Source organism: Betaproteobacteria bacterium (genome assembly GCA_016720855.1).
Lineage (GTDB): Bacteria > Pseudomonadota > Gammaproteobacteria > Burkholderiales > Usitatibacteraceae > FEB-7.
This window is the reverse complement of the sequence record JADKJU010000003.1, coordinates 443,597-463,783: the sequence shown is the minus strand read 5'-3', so window position 1 is coordinate 463,783 and position 20,187 is coordinate 443,597. Positions and strand designations below refer to the sequence as shown.

General features: G+C 67.9%; 20 protein-coding genes and 1 pseudogene. 9 read left to right on the top strand and 12 right to left on the bottom strand.

Annotation, left to right across the window (positions count from 1 at the left end; genetic code table 11):
* Positions 1 to 152 precede the first annotated feature (152 nt).
* Genes IPP91_15825 through IPP91_15815 form a run of 3 tightly spaced genes read right to left on the bottom strand, consistent with a single transcriptional unit; the run spans position 153 to position 2,779 of the window.
* Positions 153 to 1,073, bottom strand: coding sequence for a prenyltransferase (locus tag IPP91_15825; protein ID MBL0143532.1), 921 nt, complete (start codon positions 1,071 to 1,073; stop codon positions 153 to 155).
* A gap of 1 nt (position 1,074) precedes the next feature.
* The gene (locus IPP91_15820; GenBank protein MBL0143531.1) at positions 1,075 to 1,431 is read right to left on the bottom strand and encodes a cyclic nucleotide-binding domain-containing protein; all 357 of its coding nucleotides are present in this window, start codon (positions 1,429 to 1,431) and stop codon (positions 1,075 to 1,077) included.
* 10 nt (positions 1,432 to 1,441) lie between these two features.
* The gene (locus IPP91_15815; GenBank protein MBL0143530.1) at positions 1,442 to 2,779 is read right to left on the bottom strand and encodes an aspartate aminotransferase family protein; all 1,338 of its coding nucleotides are present in this window, start codon (positions 2,777 to 2,779) and stop codon (positions 1,442 to 1,444) included.
* A 152-nt stretch (positions 2,780 to 2,931) separates the two neighbouring features.
* Here IPP91_15815 and IPP91_15810 point away from each other — a divergent pair, with 152 nt between their 5' ends.
* The gene (locus IPP91_15810) at positions 2,932 to 3,870 is read left to right on the top strand and encodes a fumarylacetoacetate hydrolase family protein (GenBank protein ID MBL0143529.1); all 939 of its coding nucleotides are present in this window, start codon (positions 2,932 to 2,934) and stop codon (positions 3,868 to 3,870) included.
* A complete protein-coding gene (locus IPP91_15805) occupies positions 3,870 to 4,814 on the top strand; it encodes a tripartite tricarboxylate transporter substrate binding protein (GenBank protein ID MBL0143528.1) in 945 nt (314 codons plus the stop codon). Before IPP91_15810 ends, IPP91_15805 begins: the two co-directional genes overlap by 1 nt.
* On the opposite strand, the gene IPP91_15800 is transcribed toward IPP91_15805, so the two are convergent.
* From IPP91_15800 to IPP91_15790, 3 genes and pseudogenes are all read right to left on the bottom strand, one after another.
* Entirely contained in the window at positions 4,815 to 5,564 is a 750-nt protein-coding gene (locus IPP91_15800) for an SDR family oxidoreductase (protein ID MBL0143527.1), read from the bottom strand.
* A gap of 25 nt (positions 5,565 to 5,589) precedes the next feature.
* Positions 5,590 to 5,838, bottom strand: coding sequence for a hypothetical protein (locus IPP91_15795; protein ID MBL0143526.1), 249 nt, complete (start codon positions 5,836 to 5,838; stop codon positions 5,590 to 5,592).
* A 5-nt stretch (positions 5,839 to 5,843) separates the two neighbouring features.
* Positions 5,844 to 6,790 (bottom strand): annotated as a pseudogene (locus IPP91_15790) (aldo/keto reductase).
* Positions 6,791 to 6,890: 100 nt separating this feature from the next.
* Here IPP91_15790 and IPP91_15785 point away from each other — a divergent pair.
* Positions 6,891 to 7,709: a metal-dependent hydrolase gene (locus IPP91_15785; protein MBL0143525.1), complete on the top strand. Its 819-nt coding sequence runs from the start codon at positions 6,891 to 6,893 to the stop codon at positions 7,707 to 7,709.
* A 15-nt stretch (positions 7,710 to 7,724) separates the two neighbouring features.
* On the opposite strand, the gene IPP91_15780 is transcribed toward IPP91_15785, so the two are convergent.
* On the bottom strand, positions 7,725 to 8,291 hold the full coding sequence (locus IPP91_15780; protein MBL0143524.1) for a hypothetical protein: 567 nt from the start codon (positions 8,289 to 8,291) through the stop codon (positions 7,725 to 7,727).
* A 193-nt stretch (positions 8,292 to 8,484) separates the two neighbouring features.
* On the opposite strand from IPP91_15780, the gene IPP91_15775 reads away from it, so the two are divergent.
* Positions 8,485 to 10,080 (top strand): caspase family protein, encoded by a 1,596-nt coding sequence (locus IPP91_15775; GenBank protein MBL0143523.1) that lies wholly within the window; start codon positions 8,485 to 8,487, stop codon positions 10,078 to 10,080.
* 68 nt (positions 10,081 to 10,148) lie between these two features.
* On the top strand, positions 10,149 to 10,541 hold the full coding sequence (locus tag IPP91_15770; GenBank protein MBL0143522.1) for a YkgJ family cysteine cluster protein: 393 nt from the start codon (positions 10,149 to 10,151) through the stop codon (positions 10,539 to 10,541).
* Positions 10,542 to 10,606: 65 nt separating this feature from the next.
* Here the strand turns inward: IPP91_15770 and IPP91_15765 are convergent, their stop codons facing one another.
* Entirely contained in the window at positions 10,607 to 12,184 is a 1,578-nt protein-coding gene (locus IPP91_15765; protein ID MBL0143521.1) for a caspase family protein, read from the bottom strand.
* Positions 12,185 to 12,215: 31 nt separating this feature from the next.
* Complete coding sequence (locus IPP91_15760; protein ID MBL0143520.1) at positions 12,216 to 13,484, bottom strand: AAA family ATPase; 1,269 nt, start codon at positions 13,482 to 13,484, stop codon at positions 12,216 to 12,218.
* 92 nt (positions 13,485 to 13,576) lie between these two features.
* Here IPP91_15760 and solA point away from each other — a divergent pair, with 92 nt between their 5' ends.
* Complete coding sequence (gene solA / locus IPP91_15755) at positions 13,577 to 14,716, top strand: N-methyl-L-tryptophan oxidase (protein ID MBL0143519.1); 1,140 nt, start codon at positions 13,577 to 13,579, stop codon at positions 14,714 to 14,716.
* On the opposite strand, the gene IPP91_15750 is transcribed toward solA, so the two are convergent.
* Both IPP91_15750 and IPP91_15745 read right to left on the bottom strand, forming a co-directional pair.
* Positions 14,713 to 15,483, bottom strand: coding sequence for a hypothetical protein (locus IPP91_15750; GenBank protein MBL0143518.1), 771 nt, complete (start codon positions 15,481 to 15,483; stop codon positions 14,713 to 14,715). The two genes, solA and IPP91_15750, sit on opposite strands and share 4 nt — an antisense overlap.
* 38 nt (positions 15,484 to 15,521) lie before the next feature.
* Entirely contained in the window at positions 15,522 to 16,454 is a 933-nt protein-coding gene (locus tag IPP91_15745) for a glycerophosphodiester phosphodiesterase (GenBank protein MBL0143517.1), read from the bottom strand.
* A 158-nt stretch (positions 16,455 to 16,612) separates the two neighbouring features.
* Between IPP91_15745 and IPP91_15740 the strand changes: the two genes are divergently transcribed.
* The gene (locus tag IPP91_15740) at positions 16,613 to 17,035 is read left to right on the top strand and encodes a hypothetical protein (protein MBL0143516.1); all 423 of its coding nucleotides are present in this window, start codon (positions 16,613 to 16,615) and stop codon (positions 17,033 to 17,035) included.
* On the opposite strand, the gene IPP91_15735 is transcribed toward IPP91_15740, so the two are convergent.
* Positions 17,004 to 19,427 (bottom strand): tetratricopeptide repeat protein, encoded by a 2,424-nt coding sequence (locus IPP91_15735; GenBank protein ID MBL0143515.1) that lies wholly within the window; start codon positions 19,425 to 19,427, stop codon positions 17,004 to 17,006. The genes IPP91_15740 and IPP91_15735 overlap by 32 nt on opposite strands.
* 175 nt (positions 19,428 to 19,602) lie before the next feature.
* Here IPP91_15735 and IPP91_15730 point away from each other — a divergent pair, with 175 nt between their 5' ends.
* Both IPP91_15730 and IPP91_15725 read left to right on the top strand, forming a co-directional pair.
* Positions 19,603 to 19,914, top strand: coding sequence for a hypothetical protein (locus IPP91_15730; protein ID MBL0143514.1), 312 nt, complete (start codon positions 19,603 to 19,605; stop codon positions 19,912 to 19,914).
* A 47-nt stretch (positions 19,915 to 19,961) separates the two neighbouring features.
* Entirely contained in the window at positions 19,962 to 20,156 is a 195-nt protein-coding gene (locus tag IPP91_15725; protein MBL0143513.1) for a hypothetical protein, read from the top strand.
* The last annotated feature ends 31 nt before the right edge of the window (positions 20,157 to 20,187 follow it).

Sequence of the window (20,187 nt, the reverse complement as noted above, 5' to 3'; positions counted from 1 at the left end):
ACCGTGACGCCAGAAGCAATTTGACCTGGCCAAAGACCAATGTAAAACCCACCTCACTTTTGTTTTTGCTCACTCCCTAGCGAAGCTCGCCACCAGGCACGCCTTCGCCCTACGCTCCCGAGGCGAAGCTCGCCAGCAGCCACACCTTCGCCCTACGCGCCCAGGGCGAAGCTCGCCAGCAGGCACGCCGTGAAGACGACGAACACGAGCGAGATGCCGCCCATGTTCGGTGCCTTGGTCGCGTGCGACCACCCGCGATGCCTCATGGCCGCGAGGGTGCGCCAGGCGAGCGCCGCGGAAAGCGCCATCGGCAGGAACGCCCACGGCGCGAGCACGCCCAGGGCCGCGAGGAGCGCCACCGCGACGTAGGCGGCCGCGACGAGCGCGAATACGGGCCAGTGGGAACGATCCGGGCCCAGCACGATGGCGAGCGTTCGCCGTCCGGCCCGGGCGTCGCCGACCCGGTCGCAGGCGTTGTTGGTGGAGAGGATGCCCGCGATGAGGAACGACGAAGGCACGCCAACCAGGATCGTGGCGGCGTCGAGGCTTCGCGTGTGGACGAACGCCGCGACGACGATGAGCACGCCGCCCAGCAGCCCGCCCGCGAAGAACTCCCCGGCGCGCGTGCGCGAGATCGGGCGCGGGCCCCCGGAGTAGAAGTAGGCGAAGAGCATGCAGGAGGCGCCTGTTGCCACGACTCCGGGGCCGGCACGCGCACCGATGGCGAGCCCGAGGGGCACGGCGACGGCGAACAGGACGAAGGACAGGTGCAGCGCGATCCTCGGGTCGATGTCGCGTTGCACGAGGGCCTTGAACCGTTCCTGGTCCGACTCGCGCGTGTCCACGCCGGAGACGAAATCGAAGTAGCTGTTGAACCCGGTGGTGCCCATGTCGATGAGCAGCGTGGCCGCGGCCATGAGGCCGAGCAGGCCCCATGAGAATCGATCCGGCGCCGTGGCGAGCGCCCAGCCGCTGCCGATGAGCAGCGAGGAGACGCTCACGATCTTGGTCCGGATATCGACGATCTTCAGCAGGTCAGCGAAAGCAGGCCGGGTGCCGGAGTAGCCTGCCATCCTAGAGCCGTCGGTCCATGCTGCGCAGGCGTGCGGCCATGACGCGCATGATCTCGAGGGCAAAGTCGGGGTTTTCCTTCACCAGCGACCTGAAGCGCTGCGCGGTGACCGGTACCAGGGTGCAGGCGGTGAGGGCGCTCGCGGTGGCGCTGCGCGGTGCAGCGTCGATGAGCGCCATTTCCCCGAACACGCCGTCCTTGACCACTTTCTCGACGGTGCGTCCCGTGACCGACAGGCGCACCGAACCTTCGAGGACCACGTACATGAGGCGGCCCTCGTCGCCCTCGACGAAGATGGTGTCGCCGGGCGCGAACGCCTGGGTGTCGCCGGCGTCGCGGAAGAGCGAAAGGTTCGGCATGGCGCCCCGGTCAGTTGACGCCCTGGAGCACGGTGCGAAGCGTGCCCACCATCTCCGCGATGTGCGATTCCTCGACGATGAGCGCGGGGGAGAAGCAGACGGTCTCGCCGGCCTGGCGCACCAGCAGGCCCTTCTCCCAGCAGCCGAGGTAGGTGTCGAACGCGCGCGCGCCCGGCGCGCCGGCGCGAGACTCCAGTTCCACCGCGCCTGCGAGCCCGCAGTTGCGGATGTCGATCACGTGTCGCGTTCCCTTGAGCGCGTGCAGCGCCTCCTCCAGCACCGGTGCCATCTTCCGTGCGCGCGCGAAGAGATCCTCGTCCTTGTAGAGCTGCAGCGTGGCCACGCCGGCGGCACACGCGAGCACGTGCGCCGAGTAGGTGTAGCCGTGGAAAAGCTCGATCGCGCCGGGAGGGCCCACCATGAAGGCGCCGTGCACTTCCGAGGACGCGATGACGCCACCCATCGGCACGCTTCCCGAGGTGACACCCTTGGCGAAGGTGATCATGTCGGGCACGACGCCATAGATCTGCGCGGCGGTTCCGCCGCCCAGGCGCCCGAAGGCCGTGATCACCTCGTCGAAGATCAGGAGGATGCCGTGCTTCTTCGTGATCTCCCGCAGCCGCTTGAGGTAGCCTTTCGGCGGCACCAGCACGCCGGTGGAGCCCGCCATCGGCTCGACGATGACCGCGGCGATGGTGGAGGCGTCGTGCAGCGCCACGAGGCGCTCCAGCTCGTCGGCAAGGTGCGCGCCCCATTCGGGCTCACCGCGCGAGTATGCGTTGTGCCCCAGATCGTGCGTGTGCGGCAGGTGGTCCACGCCCGCGAGCATCGCGCCGAACATCTTGCGGTTGGCGACCATGCCGCCGACCGAGATCCCGCCGAAGCCCACGCCGTGATAGCCGCGTTCGCGGCCGATGAGGCGCGTCCTCGCGCCCTCGCCCTTCACGCGGTGATACGCCAGCGCGATCTTGAGCGCGGTGTCCACGGCCTCGGAGCCCGAGTTGCAGAAGAAGACATGGTTCATGCCCTCCGGGGCAATCTCCACGATGCGGTTGGCGAGCTCGAAGGCGAGCGGGTGGCCCATCTGGAAGGCGGGCGCGTAGTCCATGGTCGCGGCCTGCTTCTGGATCGCCTCCACGATGGGCTTGCGGTTGTGCCCCGCGTTGCAGCACCACATGCCCGCAAAGCCGTCGAGAATCTTGCGGCCCTCGGCCGTCCAGTAGTACATGCCCTCGGCCTTCGCCACCATTCGAGGCGCGGCCTTGAACTGTCGATTGGAGGTGAAGGGCATCCAGTAGGCGTCGAGCTGGTCGGGGTGCAGGTGGGGCGGGTCGGAGAGGATCGTCATGGCGGATTCCGGGTCGGCTCGGGAGGGGAAAACCCGTATTCTGCACTCATGCCCATGTTCCTCACCACCGCTGCCTTGCCCGCGCTCCGGGCCGGGAACACAATGGGCGGCTCGAGCATGACTTCACGCGACTACACCAGCAGGACATTCCCATGAGACTCGTCACTTTCTGCGTCGGGCCGGCCGGCCCCGCACGCGCCGGCGTTCGGGTCGGCCATCGCGTCCTCGACATCGAGGCGGCGTCGCGGGTGAAAGGCGAGCCCCTGCCCTCGTCCGTCAGGGCGCTCCTGGCCGCGGGGCGAGGGGCGCTTGCCCGCGTGCAGGCGCTCGCCAAGGCCGCGACGACAGAGGCTCGCTCCTTCTCCCATGCCATGCTCGAGGAGCGCGCCATTCGCCTGTTGCCGCCCGTGCCGGATGCCGACAAGTTCCTGTGCGTGGGCAAGAACTACCGCCAGCACCTCGACGAGCTGGTGAAGACCGACCTGATCAAGGAAATTCCCAAGGAGCCCACGGCGTTCGTGAAGCTCAATTCGTGCCTGGTGGGGCAGGACGCGAAGGTCGCCCGTCCCGAGGGCATCGTGCGCCTGGACTACGAGCCGGAGCTGGTGTTCGTGATCGGCCGGCGCGCGCTGGGCGTGAAGAAGGCCGACGCCATGGACTACGTGGCGGGGGTGACGATCCTGAACGACCTGACCTGCCGCGACCTGCAGAAGAAGGAAGTGGACTCGGGCTCGCGCTTCTGGACCGCCAAGAACATTCCCGGCTTCGGTCCGCTCGGCCCCGAGATCGTGACGATGGACGAGATCGCCGATCCCTACGACCTGTGGATGATATGCAGCGTGAACGGCGTCGAGCGCATGCGCGTCAATACGCGCGACCAGATCTGGAAGATGCCGGACATCCTCGAGCATTTCTCGCGCAACATCCCCGTCGAGCCCGGCGACATGTTCTCCACCGGGGCGCCCGGCGGCGTGGCGGTCGGCAAGGCCAATGCGGCGGAGCTCTACCTCAAGCCCGGCGACGTGGTCGAGTGCTCGATCGAGGGCATCGCCACGCTGCGCACCTTCATCGTCGCGCCCGGAGAGACCTGATGCCGTTGCGTCGTCGCCTGCTGCTCGCCGTACTTCTCCTCGCCCTGTCTCCCGTTCCCGCCGCATTCGCGCAGGCCTTCCCGTCGAAGGCGGTGAAGGTCATCGTCCCCTTCCCGCCGGGTGGGGGGGCGGACACACTGGCGCGCATCATGGGCCCGTACCTCACGAGGATCTGGGGCCAGGCGGTCATCGTGGAGAACAAGCCGGGCGCGAGCGGCCACATCGGCGCGGATGCGGTGGCTCAGTCGCCCGCAGACGGGTACACGCTCCTCATGGCCTCCACCGCGGCGCTCGACGGGAGGAACGTGAAGCAGTTCGCCCCGGTGACGCTCACTTCGGCCTCGGCCTACGTGATCGTCGCCAACCCGAAGGTGAAGGCGAACACGGTGAAGGAGCTCATCGCCGAGGCAAAGGCCGCGCCCGGAAGACTTTCGTTCGGATCTTCGGGCACCGGCGCCGCCTCGCACCTCGCGGGCGAACTGTTCGCGGCCATGGCAGGGATCCAGCTCCTGCACGTGCCGTACAAGGGCACGGGCCAGGCGGTGACGGACCTTCTCGCGGGGCAGATCGATCTCATGTTCGCGCCGGCGCAGACGGCAATGCCGCACGTGCATGCCGGCAAGCTCAAGGCGCTTGCAGTGACGAGCGCGAAACGCGCGTCTGCGCTGCCCAATCTCCCCACCGCCGCGGAATCGGGGCTACCCGGCTACGAGGCGCTGGGCTGGTTCGGCCTCCTCGCGCCGGTGGGCACGCCCCGGACGATCGTCGAAAAGCTCAGCACCGACGCCAACACGGTCCTCGCGTTACCCGAGGTGAAGGAAAGGCTGCTTGCCCTGGGAAGCGAGCCTTCGGGAGACAGGCCCGACGAGTTCGCCGCCTTCATCCACGCCGACCAGGCGAAGTGGGCGAAGCTCATGAACGACCTGGGGATCAAGCCCCAATAGCTAGCCGCGCCCGACGAACGGCATCTTCGTCGCCATGATCGTCATGAACTGCACGTTCGAGTCGAGCGAGAGCCCGGCCATGAACACGATGGCGTTCGCGACGTCCTGCACGTCCATGCGCGGCTCCACCATCATCTGGCCGTTGGCCTGGATGATGCCCTTGGCCATGCGCTCGGTCATCTCGGTGGCGGCGTTGCCGATGTCGATCTGCCCGCAGGCGATGTCGAAGGGGCGCCCGTCGAGGGAGATGCACTTGGTGAGCCCGGTGATCGCGTGCTTGGTCGAGGTGTAGGCGGCCGTATTGGGGCGCGGTGAATGCGCCGAGATGGAGCCGTTGTTGATGATGCGGCCGCCGCGCGGCGTCTGCTTCTTCATGAGGGCCATCGCGGCCTGCGCGCAGAGGAACGATCCATTGAGGTTCGCGTCCACCGCCGCCTTCCACTTTTCCCACGGAAGCTCGTCCATGGGAACGGGCGGGGCGCCCGTCCCGGCATTGTTGAAGAGCACGTCGACGCGGCCCCACTTCGTCTTCACGGCCTCGAAGAGCGCCTTGACCGAAGCCGGGTCGCTCACGTCGGTGGCGACGGCGATGCCGTTGCCGCCGGCTTCAGCAAGCGCCTTGTCGAGAATGTCCTGCCGGCGGCCGGCAAAGGCCACCTGGTAGCCCGCCTTGGCGAGCGCGAGGGCGGATGCCTTGCCGATGCCGGTGCCGGCACCGGTGACGATGGCGACCTTGAGCGATGCGTTCATGTTCCTGCTCTCCTGGGGTTGTGCTTCATTCCGGTTCCTCGTCCTCGTCCCGCGCGATCACGATGACGCGCGTGCGCTTCGGCCCGGCCGCGAACTTCTCCAGCCCGACGAGTACGGGAAAGAGCGCTTCCAGCTTCGCCCGGGCCTCGGCTTCCTTGTCGAAGACGTAGAGCCTGCCGGCGGGGTCGAGCACATCGTGCCACAGTCGGGGGTCGGTTTCGTCCTCCTGCACCTGCAGCTTGAATGTCGGCGGGTGGGGCTTGCGGTAGGGCATGGGGCTCAGGCGCTCGCGCGGGCGAGCTTCTCCATCGCGCCTGCATCGAGCACGAGTCGCGTCGCGTCGATGAGGGCCTGCACCTGCTCCACTGTCCTGCCGCTTGCGATCGGTGCGGTGATGCCGGGCTGCGCCATGAGCCAGGCGACGGCCACCTTGCCGGGCGTCGAGCCGAGGCCCGCGGCCACCTCGTCGAGGGCCGCGACGATGCGAAGGCCGCGCTCGTTGAGGTAGCCTTTCGCGCGCTTGCCGCGAGCGCTCGAGTCGAGATCCGCCTGCGTCCGGTACTTGCCCGTAAGGAAGCCCGCGGCGAGCGCGAAGTAGGGAATGACGCCGATGCCCTCGGCGCGGCACAGCGGGCCCAGCTCGGCCTCGAACTCCGCGCGGTCGTAGAGGTTGTAGAGCGGCTGCAGCGTTTCGTAGCGTGGCAGGCCGAGCCGCCCGGCGACCTCGAGCGCGTCCCGAAGCGTCTGCGGCTGAAGTTGGAAGCGCCGATGGCGCGCACCTTGCCTGCCTTCATGAGCTCCGCGTAGGTCGAAAGCACCTCCTCGTGCGGCGTGGCCGGATCCTCGACGTGCGACTGGTAGAGATCGATGTGGTCCGTCTGCAGGCGGGCGAGCGAGAGGTCCACCGATTTGAGGATGTGCGCCCGCGAAAGGCCCTTGCCGCCTTCCTTCATGTCGTGCCCGACCTTGGTCGCGATGAGCACGCGGTCTCGCTTGCCCGATTTCGCGAGCCACCTGCCGATGATCGCCTCCGACTCTCCGCCGCCGTTTCCCGGAACCCAGATCGAATAGACGTCGGCCGTGTCGATGAGGTTGCAGCCGGCGTCCACGAACGTGTCGAGCAGGCGAAAGGAGGTGGCCTCGTCCGCCGTCCAGCCAAAGACATTGCCGCCGAAGGCGAGCGGCGAGGCGAAGAGGCCGGAGCGGCCGAGGGGGCGCTTTTCCATGGGACGGGCAGGAGGCAGACAGCCTCATTCTAGCGCCCGTTTACCAAGGCGCCGCGTCCGTGCAGAATTCGCCGGTCGCGCCAACTGCCCGGGATGGAAAATGAAGACAATCTTTCGCAGCATCGCAACAACGGCAGCGTTGCTCGTCGCCGCGACGGCGCTTGCGCAAGCGCCGAAGAAGGCCGAGCTGCTGTGGTTCGGGCAGTCCGCCTTCCGCCTCACCACGCCCGGCGGCAAGGTCATCATGATCGACCCGTGGCTCACCACGAATCCCGGGACGCCCGAGAAATGGAAGAACCTCGACGAGCTGGGCAAGGTCGATCTCATCCTCGTGACGCACGCCCACGGCGACCACTTCGGCGATTCCCCGGCCATCGCGAAGAAGCACAACGCCAGGATCTGGTCCAACGGGGGCCTGGGCTCCACGATCGCCACGCTGGGCATCGTTCCCGGCGAACTCGCGCCGCGCATGAACACGGGCGGCACGATCACCCCTTTCGACGGCGTCAGGATCACGATGGTGCACGCCGAGCATTCGTCCGAGCTCGTCTGGAAGAATCCCGACACCGGCAAGAGCCAGGTCTACCCGGGCGGCGAGCCCGTGGGCTTCATCATCGAGCTGGAAAACGGCCTGAAGATCTACCACATGGGCGACACCGGGCTCTTCGGCGACATGAAGTTCATCGGCGAGTACTACAAGCCCGATGTGGTGCTGATCCCGATCGGCGGCCACTACGTGCTGGATCCGAAGGACGCGGCCTTCGCCGTGAACAACTGGCTCAAGCCCAGGCATGCCGTGCCGATGCACTACGGCACGAACATCTTCCTCAAGGGCACGCCGGAGGAGTTCATCGCGGCGCTGGGCAAGACCTCGACCAAGGTGCATCACATCCACCCGGGGGACAAGCTGGAGTTCTGAGCGGGGAAGCCGCGGCTACTTGATGAAGCCGGGCAGCGCGTCGCCCCAGCCCTGCAGCGGGCCCAGCGGTTGCTTGTTGGTCTCAAGCTCGCGGATGACCGGTTGCCCGCCCTGGATCACGTAAACGACCCGGTCTTCCACGGTCAGGATGAGGGCATTGAACGACCAGCCCTGCACGTCGATGACGCGGTAGAAGCTGAGCGCGTCCAGCCAGAAGTTGCCGACGCGGTCGCGCTTGGTCTCGCGCACGGAAATGAAGTACCCCTGGCAGCCCTTGCCGGCCTCGAGGCATTCGCGAAGGCCCCGGTCCAGCCTCTCCATCGGCATGCTGCCGAAGGGGAAGCGCAGCACGATGTCCGAATAGCTGAGGAGCTGGACGTTGGGCGTGACGTACGGGTCGATGCCGGCGGCCTTCAGTTCCATGGTCGTCGTCTTGTAGGGGACGATCTTCTCGATCGCGTGCTGAGCCTCCTCGAAGCTGTGCCAGGGACTCGATACTTCGGAGCTGGCTTTCGGGAGAAGGTCCGAGCATCCGGCCACCACCAGCGCGGCGACGGCGCAAACCGCCACCCGAGTCATCATTTGATGATCCCTGCCATCGGCCATTCGCGCCACGCCTTGCATTCCATTTCCCAACCGGCACTGGTGATTTCAGGCTATAACGGTCCGGATTCGTGGCGTTGACCCGTGTCAAGAAGTCACGCGGCCCGGTGCGCCCCGCGGCCCGTCGGAGATTGCGGCCCGAGCACGATCGGCACGACGAAAAAGGCTTTCGATGAAACCGGACTTCTCTGTTCGACGGCGGGTGCTGCAGGGCTGCCTTGCGGCTGGCTCGCTTCTCCTTCCCGCGCCATGGGCCTGGGTCTGGGCGCAGTCGGGAGGTGCCGCCAGGCTCGTGCGCGCCCCGAAGATCGCCCTGGTCGTGGGCAACAGTGCCTACCGGAGCGTGCCGGCGCTGAAGAATCCCGGCAACGACGCGCGCGCGATTGCGGATGTCCTTCGCGATTCCGGATTCGAGGTGACGCTCGCGCAGGACGCCACGCGCGGGGAGATGCTCGCGGCGATCGAGGCGTATGCGAAGGCGCTCGCCGCAAGGAAGTGCGTGGGCCTCTTCTATTTCGCCGGTCACGGCCTGCAGATCCAGTGGCAGAATTTTCTCCTTCCCGTCGATGCGAAAATTGCGACTGCCGCCGATGTCGCTGCGCAGTGCGTGGACGTCACGAGCCTGATGGGGGGCGTCCGCAAGGCGGCCAACCCGATGAACGTGATCATCCTGGATGCCTGCCGCGACAACCCGTTCGGAACGGGGCTGCGCGCGGAACAGAAAGGCCTGTCGCAGATGGATGCGCCGACGGGCACCCTGCTCGCCTACGCGACGGCGCCGGGAAACACGGCGGACGATGGAGCCGGGGCCAACGGCCTTTACACGGAGAATCTGCTGCGCGAGATGCAGGTGCGCGAGGCCAAGATCGAGGACGTGTTCAAGCGCGTTCGCCTCGGCGTGCGGCGCGCCTCCAACGGCCGGCAGATCCCGTGGGAAAGCACGTCGCTCGAAGAGGACTTCTATTTCCTGCCGCCCGAGCAGTTGCGGAAACTCTCGCGCGAGGAGGAGGAGCGCGAGTTCCAGGCGGAACTCGCGGCGTTCGAGAAGGCGAAGGCGGCGAAGGAACCAGGCCCGCTGGAGGTGTACCTGCGCGCCTACCCGAGCGGGCATTTCGCGGAGCTGGCGCAGCAGCGCCTCGACCAGGTGCTGGCCGGCCAGGGCGAAGTGCCGGTCGAGGCCGCTCCCTCGAAGGGCAACCCGTTCACGACCGGCTCGGCCCGCGCCGACACGCGCTTCCGGGTGGGCGACCGCTTCACCTACGCCGAATTCGACAACACGCTGTTCGGGAAGAAGCCGGGGCGGTTCACGGCCGAAGTCACCGCCATCACCGACGATCGCGTGATCATCAACGGCGGGGAGGCAGTTCGCGACCTGCTCGGCAACCAGGTCCGGTTCCGCGACGGCCGCGAGATGACGCCGCGCCAGGACCAGCCGCTCGACTATGTCGTGGGCAAGAAGTGGGCGACGCGATATGCCATTTCGAAGGGCGGGAAGTTCCTGGGGAACGTCGAAGTGCATTTCCGGGTGACTGCCCGGGAGGCGATCACGGTGCCCGCCGGCACCTTCGACTGCTTCCGGATCGAGGCCCGCGGAATCAACCGGAAGCCTGGGCGCCCTGACCTGGAAGTTTTCGTCACCCGGTGGGACGCGCCCGGGCGCGTTCGGCTCTCGGTCGCGAAGGAAGAGACCCGGCGAATGGTGGTCGGCGGCCATGTGAAGATCATGTTCTCCGACCGGATCGAGCTGGTGTCGTTCGAGCAGCGCTGAGGCGCCGAGTCCGGCCGCGCCGCGCAAGTCGCGTACAATGCCGCGCTTTGCCACCCACCCTGCAAGCGATGAAAAAGAGCAAGCCCTTCCCCGTCCCCGTGCGCGTCAACTTCTCCTGCAAGAAGTGCCCCGCCTATTGCTGCACCTATGAGGAGATTCCCGTGACGGCCCGCGACATCGCGCGGCTTTCCCGCCACTTCGGAATCGACACCGAGCAGGCCAGGGAGCGCTTCACCCGCCCGGACGAGAACGACAAGGCGCGCGTCCTGCGCCACCGCAAGGACAGCATTTTCAAGTCGGCCTGCGCATTCCTCGACCAGGAAAAGCGCCGCTGCACCGTTTACGAGGCGCGCCCGGGCATCTGCCGCGATTTCCCCGGCGGCTCGCGTTGCGGGTATTACGATTTCCTGAAGTTCGAGCGCCACCACCAGGACGACCCCGGGTTCATTGCCCTGACCTGAGAGGATGCCTTCAGCGGCAGGCAACGGGCAATGCGCCCGCTTGCGTCCCGCCCTGCCCGGGCAGCCTATGGCCCGCTGCGAAGGCGAAGGAAGTCGCCGCGCAGCGCCACGATGCTCTTGCCTGAGGCGCTTCTCGCCCATTCGAGGAAGCCGGCTTCCTGGAAATCGCCATTCACGACGACGACGGCGCAACGCGCGACCGCCGCTTGCGTGCAACGCTCGATGGCGGCATTGACGGCAAGGTCACGCGTGCTCTCGCCCTGCGTGCGCCCCCGCGCGAGCTTTCCGCCGGCGTTGATTCCGAGCGCCAGCGCGCTGTTGTAGCGCTGGTCCTTCTGGCCGCGTTCCCTCTCCACCAGGACCAGGAGCTGCTCGTCGGTGAGCGGCTCGAAGAGCAGCGCCACGGCCTTGGAAAAGCTCAGCTTGCCGCGCTGGCTCTCCAGGAGCTCGATTCGGCGCGCCCATTCCTTCGCGGCGGATTCGCGACGCACGACGGAAGGGGCCGCGGCCGCGACCCGGGTTTCCTCGGGGCGGGCGGCAGCCATCGCCTTGCCTGATGCGTCCAGCGTTCCCGGCAGCTTCTTGCCGGCAGGTGCGGTTTCCTTTGCCGGGGCAGTAGGCTCCTTCCTTGGCGAGGCAATGTCCTTCGCCGGCACCGAGGATTGCTTTTTCGCCGGAGCGGGCTCTTTCGCGGCGGCCGGCGCCGACGACTGCGTGAGCCGCCGAACCTCCTGCCGAAGCGACTCCATCTCGGCCTTGAGCATTTGCGCGTCCTTCTCGCGTTGCTTGCGCTCGGCATCGAGTTTCGACTGCATTTCCGCCTGCTTCGATTCCGCGTCCCGGGCGATCTTGACCGCATCCATGGCCGGGGCCGGGGCCGCGGCGGGGCGGAAGTAGTAGTCGCCCGTGAGCGAAGACGATTCCCACGGGATCTGCTGGCTCGCCGTGGCCTTGATCACGTTCACGCGCACGACCTTGAACACTTCCTCGACCTTGATGCCGGGAATGTCCATCGCCTTGAGGAGTTCGGCCGTGTAGAGGCCGTTCGCGCCATTGCCATCGGAGGCCACCTTGCCCGGCGCGGTGGCGTAGGCGAGCAGCGTGCCCTTGGGGGCATCCACCTGCGCGAGGCCGCCACCGGCGGTGGAACGGAACCGGCCTTCGAACGGGTTGTTGCGGCAGGCGTCGAGGATGACCATGCTCAGGCGCGTGGGTCCGAGTTGCTCCAGGACGAGATCGAGATCGACGGCCTCGCTGCGCGCGGAGGCTTCGCTCTGGATGTCCGCGTCAACGGGAATCAGGAAGTTGCGCCCGCGCACCTGCATGCCGTGGCCGGCGTAATAGAACAGGCCGACGCTTCCCGGCTTGAGGCTCTGGCCGAACTGGCTCACGGCGCGCGTCATCTCGCGCTGCGTCACGTCGGTGCGCAGGGTGACTTCGTATCCCAGGGCGCGCAGGCGGTTCGAGATCGCCGTCGCGTCATTGACCGGGTTGCGCAGCGGGGCGGTGGGGTAGGCGGCGTTGCCGATGACGAGCGCGACCTTGACCTCGGCCGGCGGGTTCACGGCGGCCACGGTGGCCATCACGGACGCCAGGATGACGGCAGCGGCGAGCTGGCGGCGCAGGACGGAGGCGGTGATCATCAGGGCATCTTGCACCCCCATCCCGTGCCGTTCAAGCGGCCCGAAGCAAGGTTACGTCGCCCGCTCCCTCCTCCTTGAAGGACTCCAGCGCCTCATCCAGGCAAGCCGCCTTGAGGAGCCGCTCCTGGACTTGCGCCGGCGACCAGCGCTCCGGCGCCACCGAGTCGGCGAACCGGACGGCGCAGGCGCGGTCATCGATGAACTTCACGAACATGCGCTCGAGCTGGTCGCGGTCGCACAGCCCCAGCTCCAGCCGGAAATCCACGCGCCCGGAGCGGATGGCCGCCTCGTCGATGAGGTGCGGATGGTTGGTGGTGAGGAACACCACCGACCCTTCGTGAGCCGCCACGCCGTCCAGCGCGTTGATGAATCCGGAATAGGACACGCGAACTTGCGCGTCGGCCTTGGCGCGGCTCTGGAAGAAGGCGTCCACGTCCTCGATGAGGATCACCGAGCGGCGCGGCACGCTGGCCAGCAGGTTGCCGATCTTCTCGTCCGTGACGTTGGGGGACGCCAGGCTCAGCACGCAGACGTTGAGGGCGAGTTCGGAAGCCAGCGCCGTGACGAGCGAGGTCTTGCCCGTGCCGGGCGGGCCGTACAGCAGGTAGCCCCGGCGCCAGGGAATGCCCAGGGTCTCGTAGCGCTCGCGGCTGGCGAAGAAGCGGCCCAGGTCGGCGATGATCGCTTCCTTCTGCCCGGCCTTGAGCACGACGGAATCGAGCTTGCGGTTGTTGCCCAGGCGCGCGCGCGTCCAGTCGTTGCCGTAGCTGCTGGGCACGTAGATGGCGATGCGGTTCAGCTCGCGGGCGATGCGGTGCTCCATGGCGGCGTGAACGAGCGCTTCCAGCGGGCGCTTGTCGCGGCCCAGCGTGGAGAGCGTGATCTTCTCGATCACCGAGACGCCCACCTGCACCTCGCGCTTCATCCACATGAGGCGCCCGTCCAGGATGAAGAGGTGAAAGCCCTCGCCGGGGGAGAATAGCGTCTCCGGCCTGCCGCCCTGCTGCAGCTCGTCGTGCAGGCTCTGGTAGCTGGAATCCTGCTGGCGCACGGTGCGGACGGTGAAGTTGTTCAACCGGCGCAGGGCCTCGCGCGTGTCCATGTACTCCACGAGCGCGGGGAACAGGAGTTCCTCGCGGCTGTCGATCGAGAGCGTGGTCACGAAGAAGTGCTTCGCCCACCGGGCGATCTTGACCGGCACCTCCCGCAGCCACATGGCGGCGACGCCGAGGGCGGCGAGCAGGATGCCGCCCGAGACCAGCTGGTTGGTGGCAAGCGCGGACTGGAGCGTTTCGAACACGGAGCCTCCCGAGGCAGGCGGGCCGAAGTGGCCGCTGGACATTAACGCGCGAAGGACCGTCCGGGATGACAGGGGACTTACAATCCCCGGCGATGGACACTCCTTACGACGCCATCGTCCTCGGCCTGGGGGCCATGGGCAGCGCGACGCTCTACCAGCTCGCGAAGCGCGGCGGCCGGGTTCTGGGCATCGACCGGCTCTCGCCGCCGCACGACCGGGGCTCCAGCCACGGCGACACGCGAATCACGCGGCTCGCCATCGGCGAGGGCGAGCCGTACACGCCGCTCGCGATCCGTTCCCACGAGATCTGGCGCGAGATCGAGGCCGAAACCGGAATGGACCTCCTCACCACAACCGGCGGGCTCATCATCTCGGGCGCCGGTCCGCGTGCCGCGTGCCACGTGCCGGGCTTCTTCGAGAACACGCTTGCCGCCGCGAGCAGTCACGGCATCCGTCACGACCTGCTGGACGCAAGCGACATTCGCCGCCGCTTCCCGCAGTTCGCCGTGCGCGACGACGAGGTGGGCTACTACGAATACGAAGCCGGCTTCCTGCGGCCCGAAGCGTGCGTCACCGCGCAGTTGAAGCTCGCGGAACACTTCGGCGCCGTCATTCACTGCAACGAGCGGGCCTTGCGCTTCACCGAGGAAAAGGGCCTCGTGCGCCTGTGGACCGAGCAGGGATCATACGAGGCACGCCGGCTCGTGGTGACCGCCGGGCCGTGGTTGCCGCAGTTGCTCGGGGAAACCTGGGCTGGACGTTTCACGGTTCGGCGACAGGTGCTCTACTGGTTCGCGATGAAGGGCCCGGTCGAGGCGTTTCAACCGGAGCGCTTTCCGGTGTTCATCTGGGAACTCGCCAACCACGCCCAACCGATCTACGGCTTCCCGGCGATCGAGGGCCCGGACGGCGGCGTGAAGATCGCCACGGAACAGCACGAGCTGGCGACGACGCCGGAGACGGTCGCGCGCGGGGTGGATCCCGGCGAAGCCACGCAGATGTTCGAGGAGAAGGTGGCGCCGTACTTCCCGGCGCTTTCAGGCGACTGCGTGAAGGCGGTCACGTGCCTGTACACGATGACGGCGGATTGCCACTTCGTGATCGAGGCGCACCCGGACTGCCCGGACGTGATCGTGGCCTCCCCGTGCTCGGGTCACGGATTCAAGCACTCCGCGGCGATCGGGGAACGGCTCGCGCGCCTCGTCATCGGCGACGAGCCGGCCGTCTTCTAGCGGAATCCGGCGAGCCTTTTCACGAGGTAGGCGACAGCCAGGAAGGCGAGTCCGGCACCGCCGGCCATGAGGATCTCGAACGGCCAAAGATTGTGCGACGTGGGGTCGCGGGCGGTGTCCACGACGATCCGGGCGACGACGAACGCAATCGCCACCAGCGGGAGCGCCGCCGCGAAACGCCATCCGCCCTGCCAGCGCCGTATCGCCCACACGGGCGCCGCCACGCCGCCCGCCAGCAGACCCAGGACGGCGAGCATGAATCCCGGGACGATGAGGCTGTCGAAAACGGAAGCCGGGCGCGCCTTTTCCTCCGCCATGTCGCGCCGCCGTTGCGCGTCGCTCTCGCGTTGCATCGAGTCGACCCATTCGGCACGCGGCGCGCTTTCGCCGGGCACTCCGGTTCCGCGGACATCGACGCGCAACCGCGATACCTCGAATTCCTTGAACGGTCGGCCGCCACCGGCAACGATTCGCACCTCGTCGACGGCGTCGGCCTGGTCGAGCGAGAACCACCCCAACGCCGAGCCGGAACCTGCGTAACGACTCGAGGCATTGAACTTGATGCGCTTGACCGGATCGCCCCGGAAATAGGGCTTCGCCCAGAAGTGGTGTCCGTCGGCGTCCGCATAGTCGATCCGGACATACAGCGGCTGGTTGCGTGCAAGGACGGCAGGAGTGGCGGGGTCGATGCCCGCGACCTGCGCGCGAACCTCGGCCCGCACGGCTGCGCAGGCCAGCGCGAGGAAGGCGGCGAAAAGCCATTTCATGGCCGCTGCGCGATGCCGGTTCCCGGGCGGCATGCCGCCTACTTGCGCTTCTTCATCTCCGCCTGGACCAGGTCCGGCCGGTCCGAGATGATCCCGTCGACGCCCATGTCCAGCAGCTTGTTCATCATGGCGGGATCGTTGACCGTCCACGGGATGACGATGATGCCGAGCGCGCGTGCCTCGGCGAGCATCGCGGGCGTGAGGAAGGTCTGGTTGGGCGCCCAGATCTTGCCGCCGGCCGCCTTCACGGCCCTCGGAACCGAACCCCCGTGGAGCTCCGGAGCAAAGCCCGCCAGCCAGGGCGAGGGCTTCCCCTCATCGGCGGGCTTGAGCGTTCGCGGCGAGGAGAGGTACATCGTGCGGATCTCCGGCGCTTCCTTCTGCACCACCTGCAGCGTGTTCCAGTCGAAGGACTGGATCATGAGCCGCTCCTGCATCCCGGCCTTGCGGATCTCCGCGATCGTCCGGCGCGTGAACTCCTCGAGCGGGAGGGTGGCGGCGCGGTCGGTCGGATCGACCTTCGTTTCGCAGTCGAAGCCGATCTTCGTGTTGCCCGACTTCTTCACGAGGTCGAAGAGATCGGACAGCCTCGGAATGCGCGTGCCGTCCGCCGGCTTCTGGTCGGGGAACTGCTTCGCGTAATCCGAGCCCGGCTTCAGGCGGCCAACGTCGTATTTCTGCAGCTCGTCGAAGGTGAGCTCGCTGATGGCGGGGCCGCGCTTCTCGAGCCACTTCCCGTCGGGCCCGCGCGTGGTGCCCGGATTGAGGTACAGGTCGTGGTGCACCACGACGACGCCGTCCTTCGTGATGGCCATGTCGCATTCGATGGTGTCCAGGCCGAGATCGAGCGCCCTCTGCCACGCAGGCGGCGTGTTCTCGGGCGCCAGGCCGCGCGCGCCGCGGTGGCCCTGCAGGTCGAAGGCGTGGGCGGGGAGGGCGAGAAGCAGGCAGGGCAGCAGGGCAAGTCGCATGATCGGTTCCGCAGGTAGGTGGGTTGCGCGGCCAACTCTACCATTCCCGGCGCGCGCCGCCTTCGCGAGCCGCAGACCCCGGGTGATTCCCCTTGTCGGTGCGGATTAACGGGCGCAAGATTTGCGGCGTTTCGACCCGACAAGGAGAGAACAGGACCATGAATGCGAAAAGGATTGCGGTCGTTGCGCTGGCGCTCGCATTGACGGCCTGCGCTCACGACGCGGCGCGCCACGAAATGGCTCCGCGCAGGCCCGACTGGAAGCTTCCCAACGTCCAGGTCATTGGCGACAAGTACCTCGTCGTCGACCAGGAACCGATCATCGTCCCGAGCGGGTCCAGGGACGATATCGCCTTCGTGCTCCAGCACGACTCCGATTATGCGTTTTACCGCGACGGCGTCGTGGTCAGCGCGCCCAAGGGCGAGTTCGACTGCAGGGTCCAGGCCGGCGGGCAGCGTGTCGTCTGCAGGAACAGGCATTCGAATCCCCCGACCGATCCGAAAACCTACAAGTACATGATCCAGGTGGCGCGCCCGGGCGCAAAGCCGATCACGCTCGATCCTTTCGTCGTGAACGACTAGTCCAGTCGCGGGCCTCGGCCAGCGATTCCTCGTAGCCGGAATCGCGCCCCGCGGCCTGCGCGCCGTCGAATGCAGCGGCGCCCAGCCGCGCGCGCGCCATCGCAACCAGGGGAGCAAGAAACGCCTCGTCCGCCGGGTCGCGGTGCAGCCCGGTCAGGGCGAGCTGTGACTGCGCCATCCCGTGGAAGCGGGCCGCCTGTTCCCATTCCTCGTGCGATGCGGCAAGGCCCGCGCAGACATCGAGCACGCCTTGCCCCACCGGCTTCGAGCCGATTGCCGTGGCGATGTCGATCGCCTCCACCAGCATTGCACCGGCGCGATCCGGCTGCCCGCGACCGACGGCCACCATGGCCAGGTTGAGGAGGCCAATGGCGATCGTCTCCCGATCCCCCAGCTCGCGGGCGAGCGACACCGCCTGCCCGTAGAGTTGCTCGGCCGAATCCAGCCTGCCCTCCACGCGGTCGAGCTGCGCCAGGGCGATGAGGGCGGCGGCCAGGTTGCGCTTGTTGCCCAACTGTCGCGCCAGCGCGAGCGCCTCCTCGAAATGCCCGCGCGCCGCCTTCACATCACCCTGCCCGAGCGCCGCGAGGCCCAGCGACTGCAGCGCCGCCTCCACTCTGCCGGGGTCCCCGGTCTCCCGGGCGATCGCGAGGCTCTCCTGCAGGTAACCTTGCGCTTGCGCATACCGGCCCATCCACGAGTCGAGCTGACCCGCGTCGAATAGCGCGCGGCAGCGGACCAGCGTCCGTTCTTCCGCGCCGCGTCGCGTGAGGGCCTCGACGACCAGCCGGTAGGCGAGGCCCGGCAGGCCGCGATTGATCCAGTACGGCCGCAACGCGCGGACCAGCCTCAACCCGGAGTCGGATCCTCCCTCGGCCCGGTCGCACCAGGCATGCGCGGCGAGGATGTTTTCGCGGTCGAGGTCGAGGCGGGCCAGCCAGGCGGCCTGGTCGGGGCCTGCGATCTCGACGCGCGCCTTCTCGGCGAGCGCCAGGAACCAGGCCAGATGGCGCGCCTGGACCGCGGCGGACTCGCCGGATTCCTCGAGGTGCTCCCAGGCGTATTCGCGGACGGTCTCCAGCAGCCGATATCGGCTGCCGTCCGCCTCCAGGGACACGAGCGACTTCTCCACCAGGGAGGTCATGAGGTCGAGAACCGCCGGCTCGTCGATCGCCCCGCCGACGGTCACGGCCTCCGCGGCTTCCACCATCCAGCTTCCCGCGAACACCGCGAGCCGCCGCAGGAGCGTGCGCTCGGCGTCATCGAGGAGGTCGTGGCTCCAGTCGATCAACGCGCGCAGCGTCTGCTGGCGCGGCAATGCCGTCTTGTCGCCTCCCGCGAGCAGGCGCAACCGGTGGTCCAGGCGGCTCGCGATCGTGTCGACGGACAGCGCGCGCACGCGGGCGGCGGCCAGCTCGATCGCGAGCGGGATGCCGTCCAGGTGCCGGCAGATCTGCGCGACCTCACCGGCATTGCGGTCGGTCAGCCGGAAGGAAGGCTGCGCCGCGGCCGCACGGTCGACAAAGAGGCGCGCCGCGTCATTCTTCGCGACTTCGCCGGCGGCACTCTCCTTGTGGAGGCCGGTCACTGCGAGCGGCGGCAGGGGAAAGGTCGTTTCCCCCGTGAGGTGCAACGCCTCGCGGCTGGTCGCCAGCATCTTCAGCCGGGGGTTCGATTCCAGCAGCGCGCGGGCGAGTTGCGCGCAGGCCTGCACGACGTGCTCGCAGTTGTCGAGGATGAGCAGGAACTGCCGGTCGCGCGCGTGTGTCACCAGCGCCTCGAGGACGGGGCGCCCCGCCACTTCCTTGACGCCGAGCACCGCGGCGACCGCCTGCGGCACCAGCTGCGGATCGGACAGGGGGGCCAGCTCGACGAACCAGGCGCCATCCGAGAAGCGGTCGGCCAATCCGGCCGCCACTTCCAGCGACATGCGGGTCTTGCCGGTGCCGCCGAAGCCGGTGAGCGTCACGAGCGGCCCGGCAGCGAGCAGCTCCCTGACTTCGCGAATCTCGCTCTCGCGGCCGATGAAGCTGTTCAGCGCTGCGGGAAGGTTGTGGTGCCGGGATGGCGGCCACGCGGGCGGCTCCGACCCGGACGCGTCGGGCTCGAGGGTGAACCGGTAGCCGCGCCCGGAAACTGTCGCGATGGCGTCCGGGCCGAAGATCTTGCGCAGGGTGGAGACCTGCACCTGGAGATTGTTCTCCTCCACGATGACGCCGGGCCACGCGAGCTCGAGCAGCTCATCCTTGGACACGACGCGGTCGCGACGCTCGATGAGGCCGAGGAGGACATCGAAGGCGCGGGCGCCGAGCGCGGCCGCGCGCCCGCCGACGAGCACGCGTCGCTCGGCGGGACGGACATCGATCGGGCCGAATCGATAGCTCTGTGGCACGCCCCCTCCCCGGAGCGGCGCCGCCGCCGGTCAGGCAGCCGTGATTGCCAGGGAATATTACCCCGCTCGCGGTCTTTAAGAATCTTTCAGGAACGCCCAAGGACCGCAGGAGGGGCCTGAGAGGACAGTGTGGCCATCGACAACGCATCCCCGCTGCACACACAAGGAGATCGCCATGACCGCCCGATTCATCCGCGCCGACCCGGAAGCCCGCAAGCAACGCCTCCTGCGCGAGGCCCTCCTCGACGTGCGGGCGCTCGTACCGTTCGTCGAGCATCCGGAAGCATGCCAACCCGCCGAACAGGAACCGGCCATGAATGCCCATCACGCAAAGGCCTGGAATGCCGGCGTCACGATCGACGGCATCGCGAACCTGGCCGTCATCGGCGCCGGGGTCCTTGTCGTCCTGGTCGCCGCGGCGACGACCGGCCCGGAGGCCCTCGCCCACGTCCAGCAAGTCGCGGTGGCCCTCGCCATCGCCGGCTGACCGCGGCCCAGGAACCCGCAACCCACCCCACGCAAAAGGAGGTCGCCATGAATCGCATCGTCGTGCTCGTCACCGTCCTCGTCACCGCCGCTGCGGGAGTGCTGCTCACGGGCATTCCGACCGCGGGCTTGGCCGACGCCTCGCAGAAGACGACAGTCGCCGGGAAGAACTACGGTGTCCCGGATGCCGCAGCCGTGCTCGATCCGCGCCTCGAGATCGAACCGCAGCCGCCGACGTTCTAGCTTCCGCCACGCGGCGCGAGCCCACCGAAAA